Here is a 21468-nt window from a genome sequence, read left to right on the forward strand (position 1 = left end):
GGACAATGGAGCACATGCCTTCCGCACTCCCCGACGGCGAGCCCGTCCCCGCCGACGGCGCGCTGCCCGCGTCCGCGCTCGCCGGGGCCGCCGACCGCCCCCTCGGGTTCTATCTGCACGTCCCCTACTGCGCGACCCGCTGCGGCTACTGCGACTTCAACACGTACACCGCGACCGAGCTGCGCGGCAGCGGCGGCGTGCTGGCCTCCCGCGACAACTACGCCGAGACCCTGATCGACGAGATCCGCCTGGCACGGAAGGTGCTGGGGGACGACCCGCGCCCGGTCCGCACGGTGTTCGTCGGCGGGGGTACGCCGACGCTGCTGGCGGCCGGCGACCTCGTACGGATGCTGGGGGCGATCCGGGAGGAGTTCGGGCTGGCGCCGGACGCGGAGGTGACGACGGAGGCGAATCCGGAGTCGGTCGACCCGGCGTATCTGGCGGCGCTGCGGGAGGGCGGCTTCAACCGGGTCTCGTTCGGAATGCAGAGCGCCCGGCAGCATGTGCTGAAGGTGCTGGACCGCACGCACACCCCCGGGCGCCCGGAGGCGTGCGTCGCCGAGGCACGGGCGGCGGGCTTCGAGCACGTCAACCTGGATCTGATCTACGGCACGCCGGGGGAGTCGGACGACGACTGGCGGGCGTCCCTGGACGCGGCGATCGGGGCCGGGCCGGACCATGTCAGCGCGTACGCGCTGATCGTCGAGGAGGGTACGCAGCTGGCTCGCCGGATCCGGCGGGGCGAGGTGCCGATGACGGACGACGACGTCCACGCGGACCGGTATCTGATCGCCGAGGAGGCGCTGTCGGCGGCGGGGTTCGACTGGTACGAGGTGTCGAACTGGGCCACCTCGGAGGCGGGGCGCTGTCTGCACAACGAGCTGTACTGGCGCGGTGCCGACTGGTGGGGCGCGGGGCCGGGCGCGCACTCGCACGTGGGTGGCGTGCGGTGGTGGAACGTGAAGCATCCCGGGGCGTATGCGGGGGCGCTGGCGGCTGGGCGGTCGCCGGGGGCGGGGCGGGAGGTCCTGGCGGACGAGGACCGGCGGGTGGAGCGGATTCTGCTGGAGCTTCGGCTCGTGGAGGGGGTTCCGCTGTCGCTCCTCCGTGCGGAGGGGCTCGCGGCTGCGGGCCGCGCCCTGAAGGACGGCCTGCTGGCCCCGGGCCCGTACGAGGAGGGCCGCGCGGCCCTCACCCTGCGGGGGCGGCTGCTCGCGGACGCGGTGGTGCGGGATCTGGTCGACTGACCCGAGCGTTTTCGCCCCCGCCGCCCCTTCCCGTTCCCGTCCCTGGGGGCTGCGCCCCCAGACCCCCCTTTCGGCCCTTCGGGCCTCGTCCTCAAACGCCGGACGGGCTGAATTCAGCCCCTCCGGCGTTTGAGGAGCGGGGGTCCGGGGGCAGCGCCCCCGGGGTCGGGACGGGAAGGGACGGCGGGGGCGGAGAAAAATCAGGTCGTGACGAAGTCGATCAGTTCCTCCACGCGGCCCAGGAGCTGGGGCTCCAGGTCCTTGTAGGAGTGGACGGAGCCGAGGATCCGCTGCCACGCCTCCCCCGTGTTCGCCACACGCCACCCCAGCGCCCGGCACACCCCCGTCTTCCAGTCCTGCCCCCGCGGCACCCGCGGCCACCCGGCGATCCCCACCGACGACGGCTTCACCGCCTCCCAGACGTCGACATAGGGGTGCCCCACCACCAACGCGTACTCACTCGTCACCGACTCGGCGATCCGCCACTCCTTCGAGCCCGGCACCAGATGGTCCACGAGCACGCCGAGACGCGCGTCGGGCCCGGGCGCGAATTCGGCCACGATCGACGGCAGGTCGTCGACACCCTCCAGATACTCGACGACCACCCCCTCGATCCGGAGGTCGTCGCCCCACACCTTCTCGACCAGCTCCGCGTCGTGCCGCCCTTCGACATAGATGCGCCCCGCGCGAGCGACCCGCGCCCGCGCGCCGGGAACGGCCACCGACCCCGATGCCGTACGGGCGGGCCGCCGAGGACCCGCGGCCGGCCGCACCAGCGTCACCACGCGCCCCTCCAGCAGGAACCCCCGGGGCTCCAGCGGGAACACACGGTGCTTGCCGAAGCGGTCCTCCAGGGTCACCGTGCCGGCCTCGCAGCGGATCACCGCGCCGCAGAAGCCCGTGCCGGGCTCCTCCACCACCAGGCCGGGCTCGGCCGCGACCTCCGGTACCGGCTGCGGCTTCTTCCACGGAGGGGTCAGATCGGCGGAGTACTGGCGCATTCTGATGACGATACGAGGAGCGGGCCGGCCGTGATCAGTCCGACACGCCGAAACGGGCCGCCAGGACGTCGCGCTGGCGCCGTACGAACGCCGCGTCCACCACCGCGCCGTGACCGGGGACGTACCGCGCGTCCTCACCGCCCAGCTCCAGCAGCCGGTCCAGCGCGGCCGGCCAGTGGGACGGTACGGCGTCGGGGCCGGCCTGCGGTTCACCCGACTCCTCGACCAGGTCGCCGCAGAAGACCACCTCCGGGTCGCCGGGGACGAGCACCGCGAGATCGTGGGCGGTGTGACCGGGCCCCACGTTCGCCAGCAGCACCTGCCGGCCGCCGTCCAGGACGAGGTCGAGCGTCCACTCGCCGCTCACCATGTGCCGCGGCGGGACCAGCGCGTCCACGGCCTCCTCCGCCACCCGCGCGTCCAGCCCGTGGCGCACCGCGTCCGCGCGCAGTTCCTCGCGCCCGCGGGCCGTCAGTACCGTGTCCATGCCCACCGCGCCGAACACCTCCGCGCCCGCGAACGCCCCCGCCCCGAGGACGTGGTCGAAGTGCGGATGGGTGAGCGCGAGATGTGTCACACGGCGACCGGCGAGCGCCCGCGCCTCCGTCCGCAACCGTGCGCCCTCGCCCAGACCGGAGCCCGCGTCGACGAGCAGCACACCGCTCGCCCCCACCACGAGCCCCGCCGTGCAGTCCCACCCCGGCAGCCGGCACCGGCCCACACCGGAGGCCACTTGCTCCCATCCCGACTCTTCCCAAGTCACGGTCATGACGGGACGCTATCGGGGACGGGGCCACCCGGCGCGGCGGCGCGGGACCGGCCTTGCCCGGGGCGTACCCCCCGGCCGTACACTGGGCCGGGGAAGTCTGGCACTCGCGTGCGAAGAGTGCCAGGGACGTTACCGCGCGGAAGGCTTCTGGAGGTGTGCGCGATGCTCAGTGAACGCAGACTTCAGGTGCTGCGCGCCATCGTCCAGGACTACGTCGGCACCGAGGAGCCCGTCGGCTCCAAGGCGCTCACCGAGCGGCACAACCTCGGCGTCTCCCCGGCCACCGTGCGCAACGACATGGCGGCCCTGGAGGACGAGGGCTTCATCGCCCAGCCGCACACCAGCGCCGGGCGCATCCCCACCGACAAGGGCTACCGGCTGTTCGTCGACAAGCTCGCCGGCGTCAAGCCCATGAGCCCGCCCGAGCGGCGGGCCATCCAGAACTTCCTCGAGGGCGCCGTCGACCTCGACGACGTGGTGGCCAGGACCGTGCGGCTGCTCGCGCAGCTGACCCGGCAGGTCGCCGTCGTGCAGTACCCGTCGCTGACCCGCTCGACGGTCCGGCACGTGGAGCTGCTGTCCCTGGCGCCCGCCCGGCTGATGCTCGTGCTGATCACGGACACCGGCCGGGTCGAGCAGCGCATGGTCGACTGCCCGGCGCCGTTCGGCGAGTCCTCCCTGGCGGATCTGCGGGCGCGGCTGAACAGCCGGGTCGCGGGCCGCCGGTTCGCGGACGTGCCGAGCCTGGTGGAGGACCTCCCCGAGGCCTTCGAGGCGGACGACCGCGGTACGGTCTCGACGGTGCTCTCCACTCTCCTGGAGACGCTCGTCGAGGAGAACGAGGAGCGGCTGATGATCGGCGGCACCGCCAATCTCACCCGCTTCGGACATGACTTCCCCCTCACGATCCGGCCCGTTCTCGAGGCGCTGGAGGAGCAGGTCGTGCTCCTCAAGCTGCTCGGCGAGGCGAAGGATCCGGGCGTGACCGTCCGTATCGGTCACGAGAACGCCCATGAGGGACTCAACTCCACGTCCGTCGTGTCGGTGGGCTACGGTTCGGGCGGCGAGGCGGTTGCCAAGCTCGGCGTGGTCGGACCGACCCGCATGGACTACCCGGGAACGATGGGAGCGGTACGCGCAGTGGCACGGTACGTCGGACAGATCCTGGCGGAGTCGTAGTGGCCACGGACTACTACGCCGTACTCGGCGTGCGCCGCGACGCGTCGCAGGAGGAGATCAAGAAGGCCTTCCGGCGGCTCGCCCGCGAGCTGCATCCGGACGTCAACCCCGATCCCAAGACGCAGGAGCGGTTCAAGGAGATCAACGCCGCCTACGAGGTGCTGTCGGACCCGCAGAAGAAGCAGGTCTACGACCTCGGCGGCGACCCGCTCTCCCAGGCCGGCGGCGCCGGCGCCGCGGGCGGCTTCGGGGCCGGCGGCTTCGGCAACTTCTCCGACATCATGGACGCGTTCTTCGGCACGGCGTCGCAGCGCGGGCCGCGTTCGCGCACCCGCCGGGGCCAGGACGCGATGATCCGCATCGACGTCGAGCTCGACGAGGCCGCGTTCGGCACGACCAAGGACATCCAGGTCGACACGGCCGTCGTCTGCACCACCTGCAACGGCGAGGGTGCCGCTCCGGGCACCACCGCGCAGACCTGTGACATGTGCCGCGGCCGCGGTGAGGTCTCGCAGGTCACGCGGTCCTTCCTGGGCCAGGTCATGACGTCCCGCCCCTGCCCGCAGTGCCAGGGCTTCGGCACCGTCGTCCCCACGCCGTGCCCGGAGTGCGCCGGTGACGGCCGCATCCGCTCCCGCCGCACCCTGACGGTCAAGATCCCGGCCGGTGTGGACAACGGCACCCGGATCCAGCTGGCCGGCGAGGGCGAGGTCGGGCCCGGCGGCGGTCCCGCCGGTGACCTGTACGTGGAGATCCACGAACTCCCGCACCCCACCTTCCAGCGGCGCGGCGACGACCTGCACTGCACGGTCACCATCCCGATGACTGCGGCGGCGCTCGGCACGAAGGTGCCGCTGGAGACGCTGGACGGCATGGAGGAGGTCGACATCCGGCCCGGCACCCAGTCCGGCCAGTCGATCCCGCTGCACGGCCGCGGCGTCACGCATCTGCGCGGCGGCGGCCGGGGCGACCTCATCGTCCACGTCGAGGTCCAGACCCCCTCCAAGCTCGACCCCGAACAGGAACGCCTCCTGCGCGAACTGGCCAAGCTGCGGGGCGAGGAGCGCCCGCAGGGACAGTTCCAGCCGGGTCAGCAGGGCCTGTTCTCGCGGCTGAAGGACGCGTTCAACGGGCGCTGACCGGCCGGTGCCCGCGCTGGGGTGGCCTGCTGCCGGGGGTCCGGGGGTTGGCCCCCGGGCAGGCACGGTCAGCCGGGTCGGCAGGGCCTGTTCTCGCGGCTGAAGGACGCGTTCAACGGGCGCTGACCTTCCTCGAAAAGTGGCTTATGCCAAGAGGAAGGGTGGATTCGGTGTTGGTCGGAGGACGTGACAACATGCGGTCATGTCCTCCGTACTGACCGATCTCTTCCCGCACCCGATCGTGCAGGCCCCCATGGCGGGCGGTGTCTCCGTGCCGCAGCTCGCCGCCGCCGTGTCCGAGGCGGGCGGGCTCGGTTTCCTCGCCGCCGGGTACAAGACCGCGGACGGGATGTACCAGGAGATCAAGCAGTTGCGGGGACTCACCTCCCGGCCCTTCGGCGTCAACCTCTTCCTGCCGCAGCCGGAGACGGCCGACCCCGCCGCCGTCGGCGTCTACGCCCACCAGCTGGCCGGGGAGGCCTCCTGGTACGAGACCGAGCTCGGCGACCCGGACAGCGGCCGCGACGACGGCTACGAGGCCAAACTCGCCGTGCTGCTTGACAACCCGGTGCCGGTGGTGTCGTTCCACTTCGGTGTGCCGGCCCGCGAGGTACTGGACTCCCTGCGCCGCGTCGGCACTTACACCCTGGTCACCGCCACCACCGCGGAGGAGGCCCGGGCCGTGGAGCGGGCCGGCGCCGACGCGGTGATCGCGCAGGGCGTCGAGGCCGGCGGCCACCAGGGCACCCACCGAGACGTCCCCGAGGCGGACGGCTCCGGCCTCGGACTGCTGTCCCTCGTCGCCCAGGTCCGGGAGGCCGTCGGCATCCCGGTCGTCGCCGCCGGCGGCATCATGCGCGGCGGCCAGATCGCCGCCGTGCTCGCCGCAGGCGCCGCCGCGGCCCAGCTCGGCACCGCCTTCCTCGCCGCCCACGAGTCCGGCGCGAACGCCCTGCACAAGCAGGCGCTGACCAACCCCCTGTACGTCCGCACCGAGCTGACCCGCGCCTTCTCCGGTCGGCCGGCCCGCGGCCTGGTCAACCGCTTCCTGCGCGAGCACGGCCCGTACGCGCCCGCCGCCTACCCGGACGTCCACCACCTCACCTCGCCGCTGCGCAAGGCCGCCGCCAAGGCCGGGGACGCGCAGGGGCTGGCGCTGTGGGCCGGACAGGGCCACCGGATGGCCCGCGAACTGCCCGCCGGACAGCTGGTGGAGGTCCTGGCCGCCGAACTCGCCGCCGCTCGGACAGCGTTGTCGGAGGGAGGCGCCCGATGACCGCTCCCGTGTTCGTCGTCGACCACTTCGACACGGACGGCGCCGGCCGCCATGTGCTCGACGGCCCCGAGGGACGGCACGCCGTCTCCGTGAAGCGGCTGAGGGCCGGTGAGGGCGTCGTCCTCACCGACGGCGCGGGCCGCTGGGCCGAGGGCGAGGTGGACGGCACCGAGGGCAAGGACCGGCTGATCGTACGGATCGGTCAAGTCGTCGAGGAACCGGAGGAGTTCCCCCGGCTCACCGTCGTCCAGGCGCTGCCCAAGGGGGACCGGGGCGAGCTGGCCGTGGAGACGATGACCGAGGTCGGCGTCGACGTGATCGTGCCGTGGTCGGCGGCGCGCTGCATCACGCAGTGGAAGGGCGAGCGGGGGCTGAAGTCCCTCGCCAAGTGGCGGGCGACGGCGCGGGAGGCGGGCAAGCAGTCGCGCCGGGTGCGGTTTCCCCGGGTCGGGGACGCGGCGACGACCAAGCAGGTTGCGTCACTTCTCGCCGAGGCGGATTTCGCGGCGGTGCTGCACGAGAGTGGTACGTCGGCGCTGGCGACCGCCGAACTGCCCGCCTCGGGGGACATCGTGCTGGTCGTCGGGCCCGAAGGGGGCGTCTCCCCGGAGGAGTTGGCGGTGTTCGAGCAGGCCGGGGCGCGGGCCTACCGGCTGGGGCGCAGTGTCCTGCGGACGTCCACGGCGGGTACGGCGGCGGCGGCGCTGCTGCTGGGCCGTACCGGTCGCTGGTCCTGACCCGAGGTTTTTTCCGCCCCCGCCGCCCCTTCCCGTCCCGACCCCGGGGGCTCCGCCCCCGGACCCCCGCTCCTCAAACGCCGGAGGGGCTAAGTTTTAGCCCGTCCGGCGTTTGAGGACGAGGCCCGAAGGGCCGAAGGGGGGTCTGGGGGCGCAGCCCCCAGGGACGGGAACGGGAAGGGGCGGCGGGGGCGAAGGAAGTATGTGACCGTATGCGGTCTACCGCCCCCGCCGGGGACGGTGGCAGGCTGCGGTTCATGGGGGCGATGAAAAGGGTTACGCGCGCGGCCGCGGCCGCCGGCTTCGTCGCGGCCGCCATCGGCGGCATCACGGCATGCGAGGGCGGCGGACTCGGCTCCGCGGCCGTCGCGATCACGACCGACGAGACCGTGACCAAGGAGCTCAACCGGCAGAAGGCCGGCGTACGCTGGCTCACCTGCACCGCGTCCTTCGGCGACCGCGAGGGCGAGAACACCGTCGCCACCGTCGACTGCGACGGGGAGACGGAGGACGGCAAGGAGATCACCGTCACCGGCAAGGTCACCCACGCCGTCAACGGCTCCTGCGTACGCGGCGACATCACCGCGAAGGTGGACGGGAAGCAGTGGTTCCGGGTCGACGGCCTCGGCAACTGCGACTCCACCAGCCCGCCGCGCGTGGGCGAGCCCACCCGGCGCGGACCGGACCCCACCGTCACCGTGACCGTCACGACGACGGTGTGGTGCGAGCAGTACCCCTCCTGTCGCCCCGTCGAGGGCAAGTGATCCAAACCTCTGTCCAGGCCGCCTCCACGTGCATAGGGTGATCGGGTGACACAGCCCGCATCGGTCGCATCCACCGCATATCTCCGGTTCCCGCATCTGCACGGCGAGTTGGTCGCCTTCACCGCCGAGGACGACGTGTGGCTCGCCCCGCTCGACGGCGGCCGGGCCTGGCGGGTCAGCGCCGACAACGTGCCGGTGACCCAGCCCCGCATCTCGCCCGACGGCACCACCGTCGCCTGGACCTCCACCCGCGACGGCGCGCCCGAGGTGCACATCGCGCCCGTCGACGGCGGCCCCGCCAGACGCCTGACCCACTGGGGGAGCCTCAAGACGCAGGTGCGCGGCTGGACGGCGGACGGACGGGTGCTGGCGCTCAGCACCCACGGCCAGGCCAGCCTGCGCCGCACCTGGGCCCGCGCCGTCCCCCTCGACGGTGGACCCGCAACCACCCTGCCGTACGGCCCCGTCGGCGACGTCGCCCACGGACCGCACACCGTGCTGCTCTCCGCGCCGATGGGCCGCGAGGCCGCCTGGTGGAAGCGCTACCGCGGCGGCACGGCGGGCAAGTTGTGGATCGACCGCGAGGGCGACGGCGAGTTCGTACGGCTGCACGAGGACCTGGACGGGAACATCGAGTACCCGCTGTGGGTGGGGGACCGGATCGCGTTCCTCTCCGACCACGAGGGCACCGGCGCCCTGTACTCGTCCCTCGCCGACGGCTCCGACCTGCGCAGGCACACCCCGCTCGGGGGCTTCTACGCCCGGCACGCCGCCGGCGACGGCTCCCGGGTCGTCTACTCCAGCGCCGGTGAACTCTGGCTGCTGGACGACCTCGACGGGGCCGAGCCGCGCCGGCTCGACATCCGGCTCGGCGGGCAGCGCGTCGACCTCCAGCCGTTCCCGGTGAACGCCGCCCGCTGGTTCGGCTCCGCGTCCCCCGACCACACCGCGCGCGGCAGCGCCGTCTGCGTCCGCGGCACGGTCCACTGGGTCACCCACCGCTCCGGCCCCGCCCGCGCGCTCGCCGCGACCCCGGGCGTACGGGCCCGGCGGCCCCGCGTCTTCCGCGCGGACGGTGAGGAGTGGGTGGTGTGGGTGACGGACGCCGAGGGCGACGACGCCCTGGAGTTCGCCCCCGCCACCGGACTCGCCCCCGGCGCGACCCCGCGCCGGATCGCCGCCGGACAGCTCGGCCGGGTCGTGGGGCTCGCCATGGCACCCGACGGCAGCCGCGCCGCCATCGCCTCCCACGACGGCCGGGTCCTGCTCGTCGAGCGCGAGACCGGCGAGGTCCGGGAGGTCGACCGCAGTCAGGACGGCGACGTCTCCGGGCTGGTCTTCTCGCCCGACTCCGCCTGGCTCGCCTGGTCCCACCCCGGCCCGCGCCCGCTGAGCCAGCTCAAACTCGCCAACACCACCGACCTGTCGGTCACCGAGGCGACCCCGCTGCGCTTCCAGGACTACGCGCCCGCCTTCACCCTCGACGGCAAGCACCTCGCGTTCCTGTCGACCCGCTCCTTCGACCCGGTCTACGACGAGCACGTCTTCGACCTGGCCTTCGTCGAGGGCGTACGCCCGTATCTGATCACCCTCGCGGCGACCACCCCGTCCCCGTTCGGGCCGCAGCGCCACGGCCGCCCCTTCGAGACACCGGACCGGGACGAGACCCCCGACAGCGAGGGCACTCCCACCACCCGCATCGACCTCGACGGCCTCGCCGACCGCATCGTGCCGTTCCCGGTGGAGGCCGCCCGCTACACCAACCTGCGCGCCGCCAAGGACGGGGTGCTGTGGCTGCGGCACCCGGTGCGCGGTGTGCTCGGCGCCTCCCGCGCCAACCCCGACGACCCGGACCCCAAGACCGACCTGGAGCGCTACGACCTCGCCCAGCAGCGCGTCGAGCACCTGGCCGTGGACGCCGACCACTTCGAGGTCAGCGGCGACGGCAAGCGGGTGCTGCTGTGGACCGACGGGCGGCTGAAGGTCGTCCCCAGCGACCGGCGCGCCTCAGGCGACGACGACAGCGACACGAACGTCTCCGTCGACCTCGGCCGGGTGCGGCAGTTCATCGACCCGGCCGTCGAGTGGCGGCAGATGTTCGACGAGAACGGCCGCATCATGCGGGACAACTTCTGGCGTCCCGACATGAGCGGCGTCGACTGGGACGGGGTCCTGGACCGGTACCGCCCCGTCCTCGACCGCCTCGCCACCCACGACGACCTGGTGGACCTGCTGTGGGAGGTGCAGGGCGAGCTCGGTACCTCGCACGCGTACGTCACGCCGCGCGGCGGATACGGCGACGGGGCGCGGCAGGGACTGCTGGGCGCGGACATCTCGCGGCACGAGGACGGCAGTTGGCGGGTCGACCGCATTCTGCCCGCCGAGACCTCCGACCCGGACGCCAGGTCCCCGCTCGCGGCCCCCGGTGTCGCCGTCCGGCCCGGTGACGCGATCGTCGCCGTCGCCGGGCAGCCGGTCGATCCGGTGACCGGACCCGCGCCGCTGCTGGTCGGGACGGCGGGGAAGCCGGTGGAGCTGACGGTCTCGCCCGCCGGGGGCGGGGAGCCGCGGCACGCGGTGGTCGTGCCGCTCGCCGACGAGGAGCCGCTGCGGTACCACGCGTGGGTCGCCGACCGGCGGGCGTACGTGCTGGAGAAGTCCGGCGGGCGGCTGGGGTACATCCACGTCCCCGACATGCAGGCGCCCGGGTGGGCGCAGATCCATCGCGACCTGCGGGTGGAGGTGCTGCGCGAGGGGCTGGTCGTGGACGTGCGGGAGAACCGGGGCGGGCACACGTCGCAGCTGGTCGTGGAGAAGCTGGCCCGGCGGATCGTGGGGTGGGACCTGCCCCGGGGGATGCGGGCGGAGAGCTATCCCCGGGACGCGCCCCGGGGGCCGGTGGTCGCCGTCGCCAACGAGTTCTCCGGGTCCGACGGGGACATCGTGAACGCGGCGATCCGTGCGCTGGGGATCGGGCCGGTGGTCGGTACGCGGACGTGGGGCGGCGTGATCGGGATCGACAGCCGGTACCGGCTGGTCGACGGGACGCTGGTCACCCAGCCCAAGTACGCCTTCTGGCTGGAGGGGTACGGGTGGGGCGTGGAGAACCACGGCGTCGATCCCGATGTGGAGGTCGTGCAGCGGCCGCAGGATTATGCGGCGGGGCGGGATGTGCAGCTGGACGAGGCGGTGCGGCTGGCGTTGTCGGCGCTGGAGTCGACGCCGGCGAAGGTGCCGCCGACGTTGTCGTGAGGCGGCAGGTGGTCGCGCGGCCCGGCGCTGGCGGGGTGCCGTCGCGCCCACCCGTGCCGCCCTGCGGCACGATTGCCCGCGGATACGCGGGCGTGGATACGATGCTCCGTACATGATCGGCTGGCTTGAGGAGGGTTCATGGCTGGGGAGCCTCAGGACGACTGCTTGTTCTGCAAGATCGTGGCGGGAAGTATTCCCGCGACGATCGTGCGGGAGACGGAGACCACCGTCGCGTTCCGTGACATAAACCCCCAGGCACCCACCCATGTGCTGGTGATCCCGAAGGCGCACCACAAGGACGCCGCCGCGCTCGCCGCCGCCGCGCCCGAGCTCGCCGCCGACGTGCTGCGGGAGACGCAGGCCGTCGCCGACGAGGAAAAGCTGGAGAGCTACCGCATCATCTTCAACACCGGCAGCGGCGCCGGCCAGACCGTCTGGCACGCACACGCCCATGTCCTGGGCGGGCGCGGCTTCGAATGGCCCCCCGGGTAAGCCGCCTTGTCCGTACGTGAACTCGTGGTGCTCGGCACCGCCAGCCAGGTTCCCACCCGGCACCGCAACCACAACGGCTATCTGCTGCGCTGGGACGGCGAGGGCATCCTCTTCGACCCCGGCGAGGGCACTCAGCGTCAGATGCTGCGCGCCGGGGTCGCCGCCCACGACCTCAACCGGATCTGCGTCACCCACTTCCACGGCGACCACTCCCTCGGCCTCGCCGGCGTGATCCAGCGCATCAACCTCGACAAGGTGCCGCACGAGATCACCGCCCACTACCCACGTTCCGGTCAGCGCTTCTTCGACCGCCTCCGGTACGCGACGGCCTACCGCGAGTCCGTCGCCCTCACCGAGGCCCCGGTCGACGCCGACGGCCCCCTCGACCGCACCCCCGGCTACACGCTGGAGGCGCGGAAGCTGTCCCATCCCGTCGAGGCGTACGGCTACCGGCTGGTCGAACCCGACGGCCGGCGCATGCTGCCCGACCGGCTGGCCGCGCACGGCATCAAGGGCCCGGACGTCGGCCGCATCCAGCGCGAGGGCGCGCTCGGCGGGGTCGCGCTGGAGGAGGTCAGCGAGGTGCGGCGCGGGCAGCGGTTCGCGTTCGTCATGGACACCCGGCTGTGCGACGGGGTGTACGCGCTCGCCGAGGGCTGCGACATGCTCGTCATCGAGTCGACGTTCCTCGACGAGGACGAGGAACTCGCCGTCGACTTCGGCCATCTGACCGCCGGACAGGCGGCCCGGGTGGCGCGGGACGCGGGCGTACGCCATCTCGTCCTCACCCACTTCAGCCAGCGCTACACCGACCCGGAGGAGTTCGAGCGGCAGGCGCGGGCGGCCGGGTACGAGGGCGAGCTGACCGTGGCGCACGATCTGCTGAGGGTGCCGCTTCCGAAGCGTCGGTGAAACCGCCGTACGATATTTCGATGCCCGTACCGAAAGCCGAACTGCACCTTCATATCGAAGGCACCCTGGAGCCCGAGCTGGCCTTCGCCCTGGCCGCGCGCAACGGCGTCGAGCTGCCCTACGCCGACACCGACGCGCTCCGTGAGGCGTACCGGTTCGAGGACCTCCAGTCCTTCCTGAACCTGTACTACGAACTCATGGCGGTGCTGCGCACCGAGCGGGACTTCGAGGACCTCGCCGAGGCCTATCTCGCCCGCGCCGCGGCGCAGGGAGTGCGGCACGCGGAGATCTTCTTCGATCCGCAGGCGCACATGGCGCGCGGGGTCGGCATGGGCACGGTGGTCGAGGGCCTGTGGCGGGCGCTGGGCAGGAGCGAGGAGACGCACGGGGTGTCGACCCGGCTGATCATGTGCTTCCTGCGGGACGAGTCCGCCGATTCGGCGCTGGCGACGCTCGACGCCGCGAAGCCGTATCTGGACCGGATCACCGGCGTCGGGCTCGACTCGGCGGAGGTCGGGCATCCGCCGGTGAAGTTCCGGGAGGTGTTCGAGGCGGCCGCCGCGCTGGGGCTGCGGAGGGTGGCGCACGCGGGCGAGGAGGGGCCGCCGGAGTACATCGCCGAGGCGCTGGACGTCCTGGGGGTGGAGCGGGTCGACCACGGGCTGCGCTGTGTGGAGGATCCGGCGCTGGTGGAGCGGTTGGTGCGGGAACGCGTGCCGCTGACTCTGTGTCCGCTCTCGAACGTCCGGTTGCGGACGGTGGACACGCTTGCCGATCATCCGCTGGTCGCGATGCTCGACGCGGGGCTGATGTGCACGGTCAACTCCGACGACCCGGCGTACTTCGGCGGCTACGCCGGTGACAACTTCGACGCGGTGGCGGAGACGTTGCGTCTGGGTCCGGAGCGTCTGCGCGAGCTGGCGCGCAACTCGTTCCTGGCGTCCTTCCTGGACGACGACGAGCCGCTGCGCGCGCGATACCTCGCCGAAGTGGAAGCCCACGACTTCGACTGACCCCGCCGCTGCGGGCAGTCGTGCCGCTGGGGCGATGGGGGTACCTCCCGCTCGAGCGAAGCCGAGAGTGGGGGAGGGTGGGCGCAGCGGCACCCGGCAAGCGCCGGCGAGCGAACCCCACCCCCGGCCGACACCAGCGCGGTGCTGATGCTCAACGGGGGATGTGACGCAGCCCGGCGCCAGCGGGGTGCCGTCGCGCCCACCCGTGCCGCCCTGCGGCACGACTGCCCGCGGGAGCGGCGGGGGCTTCCCCGCGCGCCTGGTGCTCGCGGGAGCGAGGGGCAGGCGGCCCGGCGCCAACGGGGTGCCGTCGTGCCCACCTGTGCCGCCCTGCGGCACGACTGCCCGCGGGAACGCGGAGGGAAAGGGCGCTTCAGGGAGCGCCCGGGGCCTGGGTTGCTGCTGCTGTGTCGTAGGTGGTGCGGGACGGGGTCGGGGTGCCGTCCAGGGGGATTTCGACCACCGGTTGTTCCGGGGCGCCGACCTCGGGGACCGCGCCCGTCGGGGCACCTGGTGCCGCCGCGACCACCGCCGCCGGGTGGCCACCACGGCGGCGGACCGCACCCGGCAGCAGCGGCCGCCCACCCGTGTGCAGGGCAACGGCGGTCATCGGCAGCGCGACCAGCAGCAGACCCGCGCCGAGCACCACGCCCATCACCGGGAACCCGGCCTGCGCGGACAGCACGCTTCCGGTCAGCGGCCCCGCCGCGGTCCCCAGGGACGACGCCGAGCCGACCAGCACGGCCCAGCGTCCCCGCGGGTCCAGCGAGGCCGCCAGCCCGATCAGGTACGACAGCACGACCGGGTAGACCGTGTTCCAGGCGATCTCACCGGCGGCGAAGCTGCCCAGCCCCGTCGCCGAGGCGCTGAGCGCGATGCAGCCGGCGATGAGGACGGTGCCGCCGCCGATGGGCAGCGCCCTCCCCAGCCGTGCCCCGAGCGCGCCCGCGCCCAGGACGCCGAGCAGTCCGGTGCCCAGCGCCACCGCGAAGACGACGCCCACGGTCGCCTCGGACAGGTGCGCCTGGTCGATTCCGATGCGTCCGCTCACGCCCCACAGCGCGTTCTGGGCGAGCGACCACAGCAGCATGGCGCCGGCCAGGACCAGCCCCGAACGCCGGTGCGGCAGACGGGCGGCGGAGTCCGGGCCGGGCCCGGCGGCCGGGCGCGGACCGGGCGTGCCGGTGCCGGCCGGCAGTCGTGAGGTCAGCGGCCACACCGCCAGCGCGGTGAGCGCGATGGCGGCGAGGGTGATCCCGTGTCCCGGCAGGTGCGGCACCGTCAGATACACCACGCCCGCGAGCGCGGAGACGCTGAGCAGCCCGAGGGTGGAGGCCCGGTGAGGGTCCCGTTCGGCGGCGATCCGGGTGGCGGCGACCGTGGTGGCCGTGCCGGAGCCGAATCCGCCGACCATCGCGCCGGCGACGACGGCGGGGACGGCGGTGGTCAGCGCGGCCCCGCCGTAGCCGACGGCGGCCAGCAGCAGGCCCAGCCGGGCCAGGGTGCGCGCCCCGACCCGCTCGACGCGCGACGCCAGCAGGAACCCGGCGGTCGCCGAACTCAGCAGCAGCGCGCTGCCGACGGCTCCCGCCTGGGTGGCGGAGAGGTCGAGCCCGCGTTCCAGCCGGCCGACGGTGGTCGGCAGCAGATACGGGGCGAGGTACCCGGCCGTGAAAAGGGCGACGAGGGGCCAGGGGGTGGTGCGAGGGGCGAACACGGGCGTTCCCAGGGCGTGCGAAAGGGACGGTGCGGAGACCGTGGGAGAGGGAGGGGGCGACGACCGTCGACGGACAGGAACGCGCGGGCAATTTGTATCAAGCGAGGGGAGGGCAACGGGAGCCCGCAAGATGTGATCTAGGTCACTCTTGCGTTTGGGGTTCCGAGAGGACGGGTAAGAGCGTGCGCTACCGCCAGTGAACAGCCCCGCCACCTGCGGGAATCGTCGTCTCCACCTTCAACCGGATCTCCCGCATCACGGCGACGATCCGCTCCTCCCGCTCCGGCGTCAGCCGGGCCACCGGCACCGAACAGCTGATGGCGTCCCGCGCGGGGGAGTCGTACCGCAGCGCGAACCCGAAGCCGACGATCCCGGGCACACCCTCCTCGCGGTCCACCGAGTGGCCGCGCTCCCGTACCCCGGCCAGATCGGCGGCCAGCGACTCCCGCGAGGTGTGGGTGTTGGGCGTGGCCGCCTCGTACGGCCCCTCGGGCAGCTCCTCGTCCGGCCGCTCCGCCAGCAGCGCCTTGCCCAGCGCGCCCACATGCGCCGGCAGCCGCCGCCCGACCCGGCTGATGGTCCGCAGGTACTCGTGCGACTCTCGGGTCGCCAGGTACGCCACGTCGTGGCCGTCCAGCCGCCCCATGTGGATCGTCTCGCCCAGCGTGTCGGACGCCTCGTCGAGATACGGGCGCACGGCCCGCACGCGCGGGTCCGAGTCGAGGTAGCTGGTGCCGGTGAGCAGGGCGCGGATGCCGATGCCGTACAGCGAGCCGGTGACGTCGGTGCGGACCCAGCCCCGTGAGATCAGGGTCTGGAGCAGCGCGTACATCGAGCTGCGCGGCACCGCCAGCGCGTCCGCCAGTTCCTGGAGCCGCGCCGGGCGGTCACCGCGCGCGGCGAGCAGTTCCAGTACCTCCATCGTCCGCGCGGCGGACTTCACCTCGCGCACGCCCCCGGTCTCCGACATGCGCCGATCGTAGACCGGCGGGAGGAGTCGCGCCCCGGCCCCATTGACGGCGCCCGTTCGCCTACTTAACCTTCATTCCTATACATGGATGACGTCTACATGGGGAGATGAGTGAGGGTGAGTCCCGATACGGACCCGAGCGGAACGGCCGCCGTGGCGCGACGCCTGAAGGAGGGCATGGCGAACGGGGTGCTGTCCTTCCCGCTCACCGCCTTCCACGAGGACGGCTCCCTCGATCCGGACGGCTTCCGCGCCTACGTCGCCGAGCGGCTCGCCGCCGCCCCCGGCGCCGTCTTCCCGGCCTGCGGCACCGGCGAGTTCTTCTCCCTGGACGAGGACGAGTACCGGCAGGTCGTCGCCCTCACCGTCCAGGAGAACGCGGGCCGGGTGCCGGTCGTCGCCGGCATCGGCTACGGCTGGGCGCAGGCCACCCGGTTCGCCCGCATCGCCGAGGACGCCGGCGCCGACGCCCTCCTCGTCCTGCCGCACTACCTCGTCGCCGCCCCGCAGGACGGCCTCGTCGCCCAGCTGGAGGCCATCGCCGCCCGCACCCCGCTGCCGCTCATCACCTACCAGCGCGGCCAGGTCGCCTACACCGCCGACTCGCTGCGGCGCATCGCCGCCCTGCCGAACGTCATCGGCCTCAAGGACGGCCACAGCGACCTCGACCGGCTCCAGCGCCTCACCCTCGCCGCCCCCGAGGGCTTCCTCTTCTTCAACGGCGCCGCCACCGCCGAGATCCAGGCCCGCGCCTACGCGACCGTCGGCGTCCCCGCCTACTCCTCCGCCGTGCACGCCTTCGCCCCCGAGATCGCGAGCGCCTGCTTCACCGCCCTGCGCGACGGCGACCACGGCACGGTCGACAAACTGCTGCGCGGCTTCTACGTGCCGTTCGTCGAACTGCGCGACCGCGTCCCCGGGTATGCGGTGTCGCTGGTCAAGGCGGCGGCCCGGCTGCGCGGACGCCCCGTCGGCCCCGTGCGCGCCCCCCTCACCGACCCCTCGCCCCGCGACCTCGCCGACCTGCGCAGCCTGCTCACCGCCGGACTCGACCTCGTAGGAGCCGCCCTGTGACCCCGCCGCCCTCCCGCGACCTGACCGTCACCGAGGTCCGGCTGACGCCGATCCTCGTCGCCGACCCGCCCCTGCTCAACACGCAGGGCGTCCACCAGCCGTACACCCCCCGTCTGATCGTCGAGGTCGTGACCGCCGACGGCACCACGGGCCTCGGTGAGACCTACGGCGACGCCAAGTACCTGGACCTGGCCGGGCCGCTCGCGGACCGGCTCGTCGGCCGCCGGGTGGACGACCTGAACCGGCTGTTCACCGAGGCCGACCAGGTGGCCGTCGACGCCTCCCGGGTCTCCGGCCAGGTCGACGTCGGCGGACTGCGCGGCGTGCAGACCGCCGACAAGCTGCGCCTGTCCGTGCTCTCCGCCCTCGAGGTGGCCTGCCTCGACGCCCTCGGCAAGAGCCTCGGCCTGCCCGTGCACGCCCTGCTCGGCGGCAAGGTGCGCGACACCGTCGAGTACAGCGCCTACCTCTTCTACAAGTGGGCCGCCCACCCCGAGGGCGTACCGGCGGAGAAGGACGACTGGGGTGCCGCCGTCGACCCGGCCGGCATCGTCGAGCAGGCCCGGCTCTTCAAGGAGCGGTACGGCTTCACGTCCTTCAAGCTCAAGGGCGGCGTCTTCCCGCCCGACGAGGAGATCGCCGCCGTACGCGCCCTCGCCGCCGCGTTCCCCGGCCACCCCCTGCGCCTCGACCCCAACGGCGCCTGGTCCGTCGAGACCTCGCTGAAGGTGGCCGAGGAGGTCGGGGACCTCCTCGAGTACCTGGAGGACCCCGCGCTCGGCACCCCCGCCATGGCCGAGGTCGCCGCCGGCACCGCCGTCCCCCTCGCCACCAACATGTGCGTGACCACGTTCGCCGAGATCAAGGAGGCCTTCACCCGCGACGCCGTCCAGGTCGTCCTCTCCGACCACCACTACTGGGGCGGACTGCGCAACACCCAGCAGCTCGCCGCGATCTGCCGCACCTTCGGCGTCGGCGTCTCCATGCACTCCAACACCCATCTGGGCATCAGCCTCGCCGCGATGACCCACGTCGCGGCCACCGTGCCCAACCTGCACCACGCCTGCGACTCCCACTACCCGTGGCAGTCGGAGGACGTCCTCACCGAGCGCCTCACCTTCGAGAACGGCGCCGTGCGGGTCCCGGACGCGCCCGGACTGGGCGTCGCACTCGACCGCGACCGGCTGGCCCTCCTCCACCGGCGGTGGCTCGACGACGACGGCTCCCTGCGGGACCGCGACGACGCGGCGGCCATGCGCGTCGCCGACCCGCACTGGGTCACCCCGGCCGTGCCGCGCTGGTGAGGTTCCCGGCCGACGGGGGCGTGGGGATGGCGTGACGCCGGTCACGTTGTCGGTGGTGTGGTGCACACTGGCCTGAACCGCACCACGTCAGGGAGCGCACCGTGATGGCGTCCACCGGGAAGGCCCACGTCAAGGGATCGAACTGCTCGCCCCAGGTCGATCCGCTCGCCGCCCTGCGCGCACCGGACGACCCGCCCTGGGACGTCTACCTCACCGGCACCGTCTTCCTCGACATCATCTTCACCGGGCTCGACTCCGCCCCGGTGCGCGGGACCGAGTCCTGGGCGCGCGGGATGGGGTCGAGCCCGGGCGGCGTCGCCAACATGGCCACCGCCCTCGCCCGCCTCGGCCTGCGCACCTCCCTCGCCGCGGCGTTCGGCGACGACCACTACGGCGAGTACTGCTGGGACGCGCTGGAACAGGGCGAGGGCATCGACCTCTCCCTGTCGCGCACGGTGCCCGGCTGGCACTCCCCGGTCACCGTCTCCATGGCCTACGACGGCGAGCGCACGATGGTCTCCCACGGCCATGAACCTCCCCCCGAGGAACCGGCCCCCGACTGCCCGCCCCGCGCGCGTGCCGCCGTCGCCTCCCTCACCCCGGGGCGCAGTGCGCCCTGGATCGCGCAGGCCGGGCGCAAGGGCGCCCGCATCTTCGCCGACGTCGGCTGGGACGACACCGGCGCGTGGGAACTGGCGGCGCTGTCCGACCTCCGCCACTGCGAGGCGTTCCTGCCGAACGCGGAGGAGGCCATGCGGTACACGGGCACGGACTGCCCCCGCGCGGCCGCGCGGGCCCTCACCGAGCATGTGCCGGTCGCGGTGGTCACCCTCGGCGCGGAGGGCGCGTACGCGGTGGACCGGCGCACGGGGGAGACCGCGTCGGTGCCGGCGATCGCCGTCGAGGCGCTCGATCCGACCGGGGCGGGGGACGTGTTCGTCGCCGGGTTCGTCGCGGGGTCGCTGGCGGGGTGGTCGCTGGCGGAGCGGCTCGCCTTCGCGGGGCTCACGGCTGCGCTGTCCGTCCAGGAGTTCGGGGGGTCGCTGTCGGCGCCGGGGTGGGCGGAGATCGGGGCGTGGTGGCGGAGGGTGCAGTCGGTCGAGGGGCAGGACCCCTCGGCGCTGCGGCGGTACGGGTTCCTGGCGGACCTGGTCTCGGGGGAGCTGGTGCGGCCGTGGCCGCTGCGGCGGGCGGTGCCGACGATCGGCTTCCGCCGGTCGGCGTGAGGAGCGGGGCTCGGCCCCGCACCCCTGTCTCGGGGGCTCCGCCCCCATACCCCCGCGAGGGGGCGGCTGGTCCCACCTCCCGGGCGCGGGTCGTGTGTGGCTGGTCGCGCAGTTCCCCGCGCCCCTTTCAGGGGCGTCCAGTGCACGTCCCTCAAGGGGCGCGGGGAACTGCGCGATCAGCCCCCACCGCGCCGCAGTGGTCCTGAGTCCGAGTAAAAGGCCTACGGCCTTGTCACCCCCGCGGCGTACTCTGGGAAGCGCGAGGCCGCCCTCAGCCGTGCGGCCGTGACGAGGAGGAACCGCAGGCCTTCAGAGCCGGCCCATGACTCAGACACCCACAGCTCACACCCCCGCGCAGGGACAGGCGAAAGTGCAGTTCACCGTCCCCGCCCAGCACCCCATGGTGACCGTGCTGGGGTCCGGAGACTCCCTCCTGCGCGTGATCGAGAAGGCCTTCCCGGGGGCCGACATCCACGTCCGGGGCAATGAGATCAGCGCGGTCGGCGACGCAGGCGAGGTCGCCCTCATTTCGCGCGTGTTCGACGAGATGATGCTGGTGCTCCGCACCGGGCAGCCGATGACGGAGGACGCAGTGGAACGCTCGATCGCCATGCTCAAGGCGAGCGAGAACGGGGAGAGCGACGGCCAGGAGACCCCGGCCCAGGTGCTCACGCAGAACATCCTGTCCTCGCGCGGCCGCACGATCCGCCCCAAGACGCTCAACCAGAAGCGCTATGTGGACGCGATCGACAAGCACACCATCGTCTTCGGCATCGGCCCGGCGGGCACCGGCAAGACGTACCTCGCCATGGCCAAGGCGGTGCAGGCCCTCCAGTCCAAGCAGGTCAACCGCATCATCCTGACCCGTCCTGCCGTCGAGGCGGGGGAGCGGCTCGGCTTCCTGCCGGGCACGCTCTACGAGAAGATCGACCCGTATCTGCGCCCGCTGTACGACGCGCTGCACGACATGCTCGACCCGGACTCGATCCCCCGGCTGATGGCGGCGGGGACCATCGAGGTCGCGCCGCTGGCGTACATGCGCGGTCGCACGCTCAACGACGCCTTCATCATCCTGGACGAGGCCCAGAACACCAGCCCCGAACAGATGAAGATGTTCCTCACCCGCCTCGGCTTCGACTCGAAGATCGTGATCACGGGTGACGTGACGCAGGTCGACCTGCCGGACGGCACCAAGTCCGGCCTGCGGCAGGTGCAGGACATCCTGGAGGGCCTGGACGACGTCCACTTCTCCCGGCTGTCGTCCCACGATGTCGTCCGGCACAAGCTGGTGGGCCGTATCGTCGACGCGTACGAGCAGTACGACAGCAAGCACGGCACCCAGAACGGCACCCACAAGGGCGGCCGCGGCAAGTCCGGGCACAAGGGGAAGTAGACC

General features: G+C 73.1%; 18 protein-coding genes. 14 read left to right on the plus strand and 4 right to left on the minus strand.

The window, feature by feature from the left end; all coding sequences use genetic code 11:
* Positions 1-14: 14 nt before the first annotated feature.
* On the plus strand, positions 15-1247 hold the full coding sequence (gene hemW, locus ACZ470_RS02645) for a radical SAM family heme chaperone HemW (RefSeq protein ID WP_468423720.1): 1233 nt from the start codon (positions 15-17) through the stop codon (positions 1245-1247).
* Between the two features lie 200 nt (positions 1248-1447).
* Here the strand turns inward: hemW and ACZ470_RS02650 are convergent, their stop codons facing one another.
* Both ACZ470_RS02650 and ACZ470_RS02655 read right to left on the minus strand, forming a co-directional pair.
* Complete coding sequence (locus ACZ470_RS02650; protein ID WP_468423722.1) at positions 1448-2248, minus strand: DUF3097 domain-containing protein; 801 nt, start codon at positions 2246-2248, stop codon at positions 1448-1450.
* A 34-nt stretch (positions 2249-2282) separates the two neighbouring features.
* Positions 2283-3017, minus strand: a complete 735-nt coding sequence (locus ACZ470_RS02655) for an MBL fold metallo-hydrolase (RefSeq protein ID WP_468423724.1) — start codon at positions 3015-3017, stop codon at positions 2283-2285.
* A gap of 162 nt (positions 3018-3179) precedes the next feature.
* Here ACZ470_RS02655 and hrcA point away from each other — a divergent pair, with 162 nt between their 5' ends.
* The 9 genes from hrcA (at position 3180) to ACZ470_RS02700 (ending at position 13781) form a co-directional block, all read left to right on the plus strand.
* Entirely contained in the window at positions 3180-4196 is a 1017-nt protein-coding gene (gene hrcA / locus ACZ470_RS02660) for a heat-inducible transcriptional repressor HrcA (protein WP_468423725.1), read from the plus strand.
* The gene (gene dnaJ, locus ACZ470_RS02665; RefSeq protein ID WP_468423726.1) at positions 4196-5335 is read left to right on the plus strand and encodes a molecular chaperone DnaJ; all 1140 of its coding nucleotides are present in this window, start codon (positions 4196-4198) and stop codon (positions 5333-5335) included. Before hrcA ends, dnaJ begins: the two co-directional genes overlap by 1 nt.
* A 202-nt stretch (positions 5336-5537) precedes the next feature.
* On the plus strand, positions 5538-6611 hold the full coding sequence (locus ACZ470_RS02670; RefSeq protein WP_468423728.1) for a nitronate monooxygenase: 1074 nt from the start codon (positions 5538-5540) through the stop codon (positions 6609-6611).
* A complete protein-coding gene (locus tag ACZ470_RS02675; RefSeq protein WP_468423730.1) occupies positions 6608-7348 on the plus strand; it encodes a 16S rRNA (uracil(1498)-N(3))-methyltransferase in 741 nt (246 codons plus the stop codon). Before ACZ470_RS02670 ends, ACZ470_RS02675 begins: the two co-directional genes overlap by 4 nt.
* Positions 7349-7605: 257 nt before the next feature.
* Positions 7606-8112 carry a hypothetical protein gene (locus tag ACZ470_RS02680; RefSeq protein WP_468423732.1) on the plus strand — a complete coding sequence of 169 codons (507 nt, stop codon included), beginning with the start codon at positions 7606-7608 and terminating at the stop codon, positions 8110-8112.
* Between the two features lie 45 nt (positions 8113-8157).
* Positions 8158-11364, plus strand: coding sequence for a S41 family peptidase (locus tag ACZ470_RS02685; protein WP_468423734.1), 3207 nt, complete (start codon positions 8158-8160; stop codon positions 11362-11364).
* A 138-nt stretch (positions 11365-11502) separates the two neighbouring features.
* Positions 11503-11856 carry a histidine triad nucleotide-binding protein gene (locus tag ACZ470_RS02690; protein ID WP_468423735.1) on the plus strand — a complete coding sequence of 118 codons (354 nt, stop codon included), beginning with the start codon at positions 11503-11505 and terminating at the stop codon, positions 11854-11856.
* A gap of 6 nt (positions 11857-11862) precedes the next feature.
* The gene (locus ACZ470_RS02695; protein WP_468423736.1) at positions 11863-12768 is read left to right on the plus strand and encodes a ribonuclease Z; all 906 of its coding nucleotides are present in this window, start codon (positions 11863-11865) and stop codon (positions 12766-12768) included.
* 20 nt (positions 12769-12788) lie between these two features.
* Complete coding sequence (locus ACZ470_RS02700; protein WP_468423737.1) at positions 12789-13781, plus strand: adenosine deaminase; 993 nt, start codon at positions 12789-12791, stop codon at positions 13779-13781.
* Between the two features lie 373 nt (positions 13782-14154).
* On the opposite strand, the gene ACZ470_RS02705 is transcribed toward ACZ470_RS02700, so the two are convergent.
* On the minus strand, positions 14155-15498 hold the full coding sequence (locus ACZ470_RS02705; RefSeq protein ID WP_468423738.1) for an MFS transporter: 1344 nt from the start codon (positions 15496-15498) through the stop codon (positions 14155-14157).
* A gap of 187 nt (positions 15499-15685) precedes the next feature.
* Positions 15686-16468, minus strand: a complete 783-nt coding sequence (locus ACZ470_RS02710) for an IclR family transcriptional regulator (protein ID WP_468423740.1) — start codon at positions 16466-16468, stop codon at positions 15686-15688.
* A 111-nt stretch (positions 16469-16579) separates the two neighbouring features.
* Here ACZ470_RS02710 and ACZ470_RS02715 point away from each other — a divergent pair, with 111 nt between their 5' ends.
* From ACZ470_RS02715 to ACZ470_RS02730, 4 genes are all read left to right on the plus strand, one after another.
* Positions 16580-17542 (plus strand): 5-dehydro-4-deoxyglucarate dehydratase, encoded by a 963-nt coding sequence (locus tag ACZ470_RS02715; protein WP_468423741.1) that lies wholly within the window; start codon positions 16580-16582, stop codon positions 17540-17542.
* Positions 17539-18846 carry a glucarate dehydratase family protein gene (locus tag ACZ470_RS02720; protein WP_468423742.1) on the plus strand — a complete coding sequence of 436 codons (1308 nt, stop codon included), beginning with the start codon at positions 17539-17541 and terminating at the stop codon, positions 18844-18846. Before ACZ470_RS02715 ends, ACZ470_RS02720 begins: the two co-directional genes overlap by 4 nt.
* A gap of 104 nt (positions 18847-18950) precedes the next feature.
* On the plus strand, positions 18951-20072 hold the full coding sequence (locus ACZ470_RS02725) for a carbohydrate kinase family protein (RefSeq protein ID WP_468423744.1): 1122 nt from the start codon (positions 18951-18953) through the stop codon (positions 20070-20072).
* A gap of 322 nt (positions 20073-20394) precedes the next feature.
* Positions 20395-21465, plus strand: coding sequence for a PhoH family protein (locus ACZ470_RS02730; protein WP_468423745.1), 1071 nt, complete (start codon positions 20395-20397; stop codon positions 21463-21465).
* Positions 21466-21468 lie beyond the last annotated feature (3 nt).

Source organism: Streptomyces sp. NPDC031111 (assembly GCF_055570675.1).

Coding starts and splice junctions, on each gene's coding strand:
- hemW (WP_468423720.1), top strand. CDS start 15: ATGCCTTCCGCACTCCCCGACGGCGAGCCCGTCCCCGCCGACGGCGCG.
- ACZ470_RS02650 (WP_468423722.1), bottom strand. CDS start 2,248: ATGCGCCAGTACTCCGCCGATCTGACCCCTCCGTGGAAGAAGCCGCAG.
- ACZ470_RS02655 (WP_468423724.1), bottom strand. CDS start 3,017: ATGACCGTGACTTGGGAAGAGTCGGGATGGGAGCAAGTGGCCTCCGGT.
- hrcA (WP_468423725.1), top strand. CDS start 3,180: ATGCTCAGTGAACGCAGACTTCAGGTGCTGCGCGCCATCGTCCAGGAC.
- ACZ470_RS02670 (WP_468423728.1), top strand. CDS start 5,538: ATGTCCTCCGTACTGACCGATCTCTTCCCGCACCCGATCGTGCAGGCC.
- ACZ470_RS02675 (WP_468423730.1), top strand. CDS start 6,608: ATGACCGCTCCCGTGTTCGTCGTCGACCACTTCGACACGGACGGCGCC.
- ACZ470_RS02680 (WP_468423732.1), top strand. CDS start 7,606: ATGGGGGCGATGAAAAGGGTTACGCGCGCGGCCGCGGCCGCCGGCTTC.
- ACZ470_RS02690 (WP_468423735.1), top strand. CDS start 11,503: ATGGCTGGGGAGCCTCAGGACGACTGCTTGTTCTGCAAGATCGTGGCG.
- ACZ470_RS02700 (WP_468423737.1), top strand. CDS start 12,789: ATGCCCGTACCGAAAGCCGAACTGCACCTTCATATCGAAGGCACCCTG.
- ACZ470_RS02710 (WP_468423740.1), bottom strand. CDS start 16,468: ATGTCGGAGACCGGGGGCGTGCGCGAGGTGAAGTCCGCCGCGCGGACG.
- ACZ470_RS02725 (WP_468423744.1), top strand. CDS start 18,951: ATGGCGTCCACCGGGAAGGCCCACGTCAAGGGATCGAACTGCTCGCCC.
- ACZ470_RS02730 (WP_468423745.1), top strand. CDS start 20,395: ATGACTCAGACACCCACAGCTCACACCCCCGCGCAGGGACAGGCGAAA.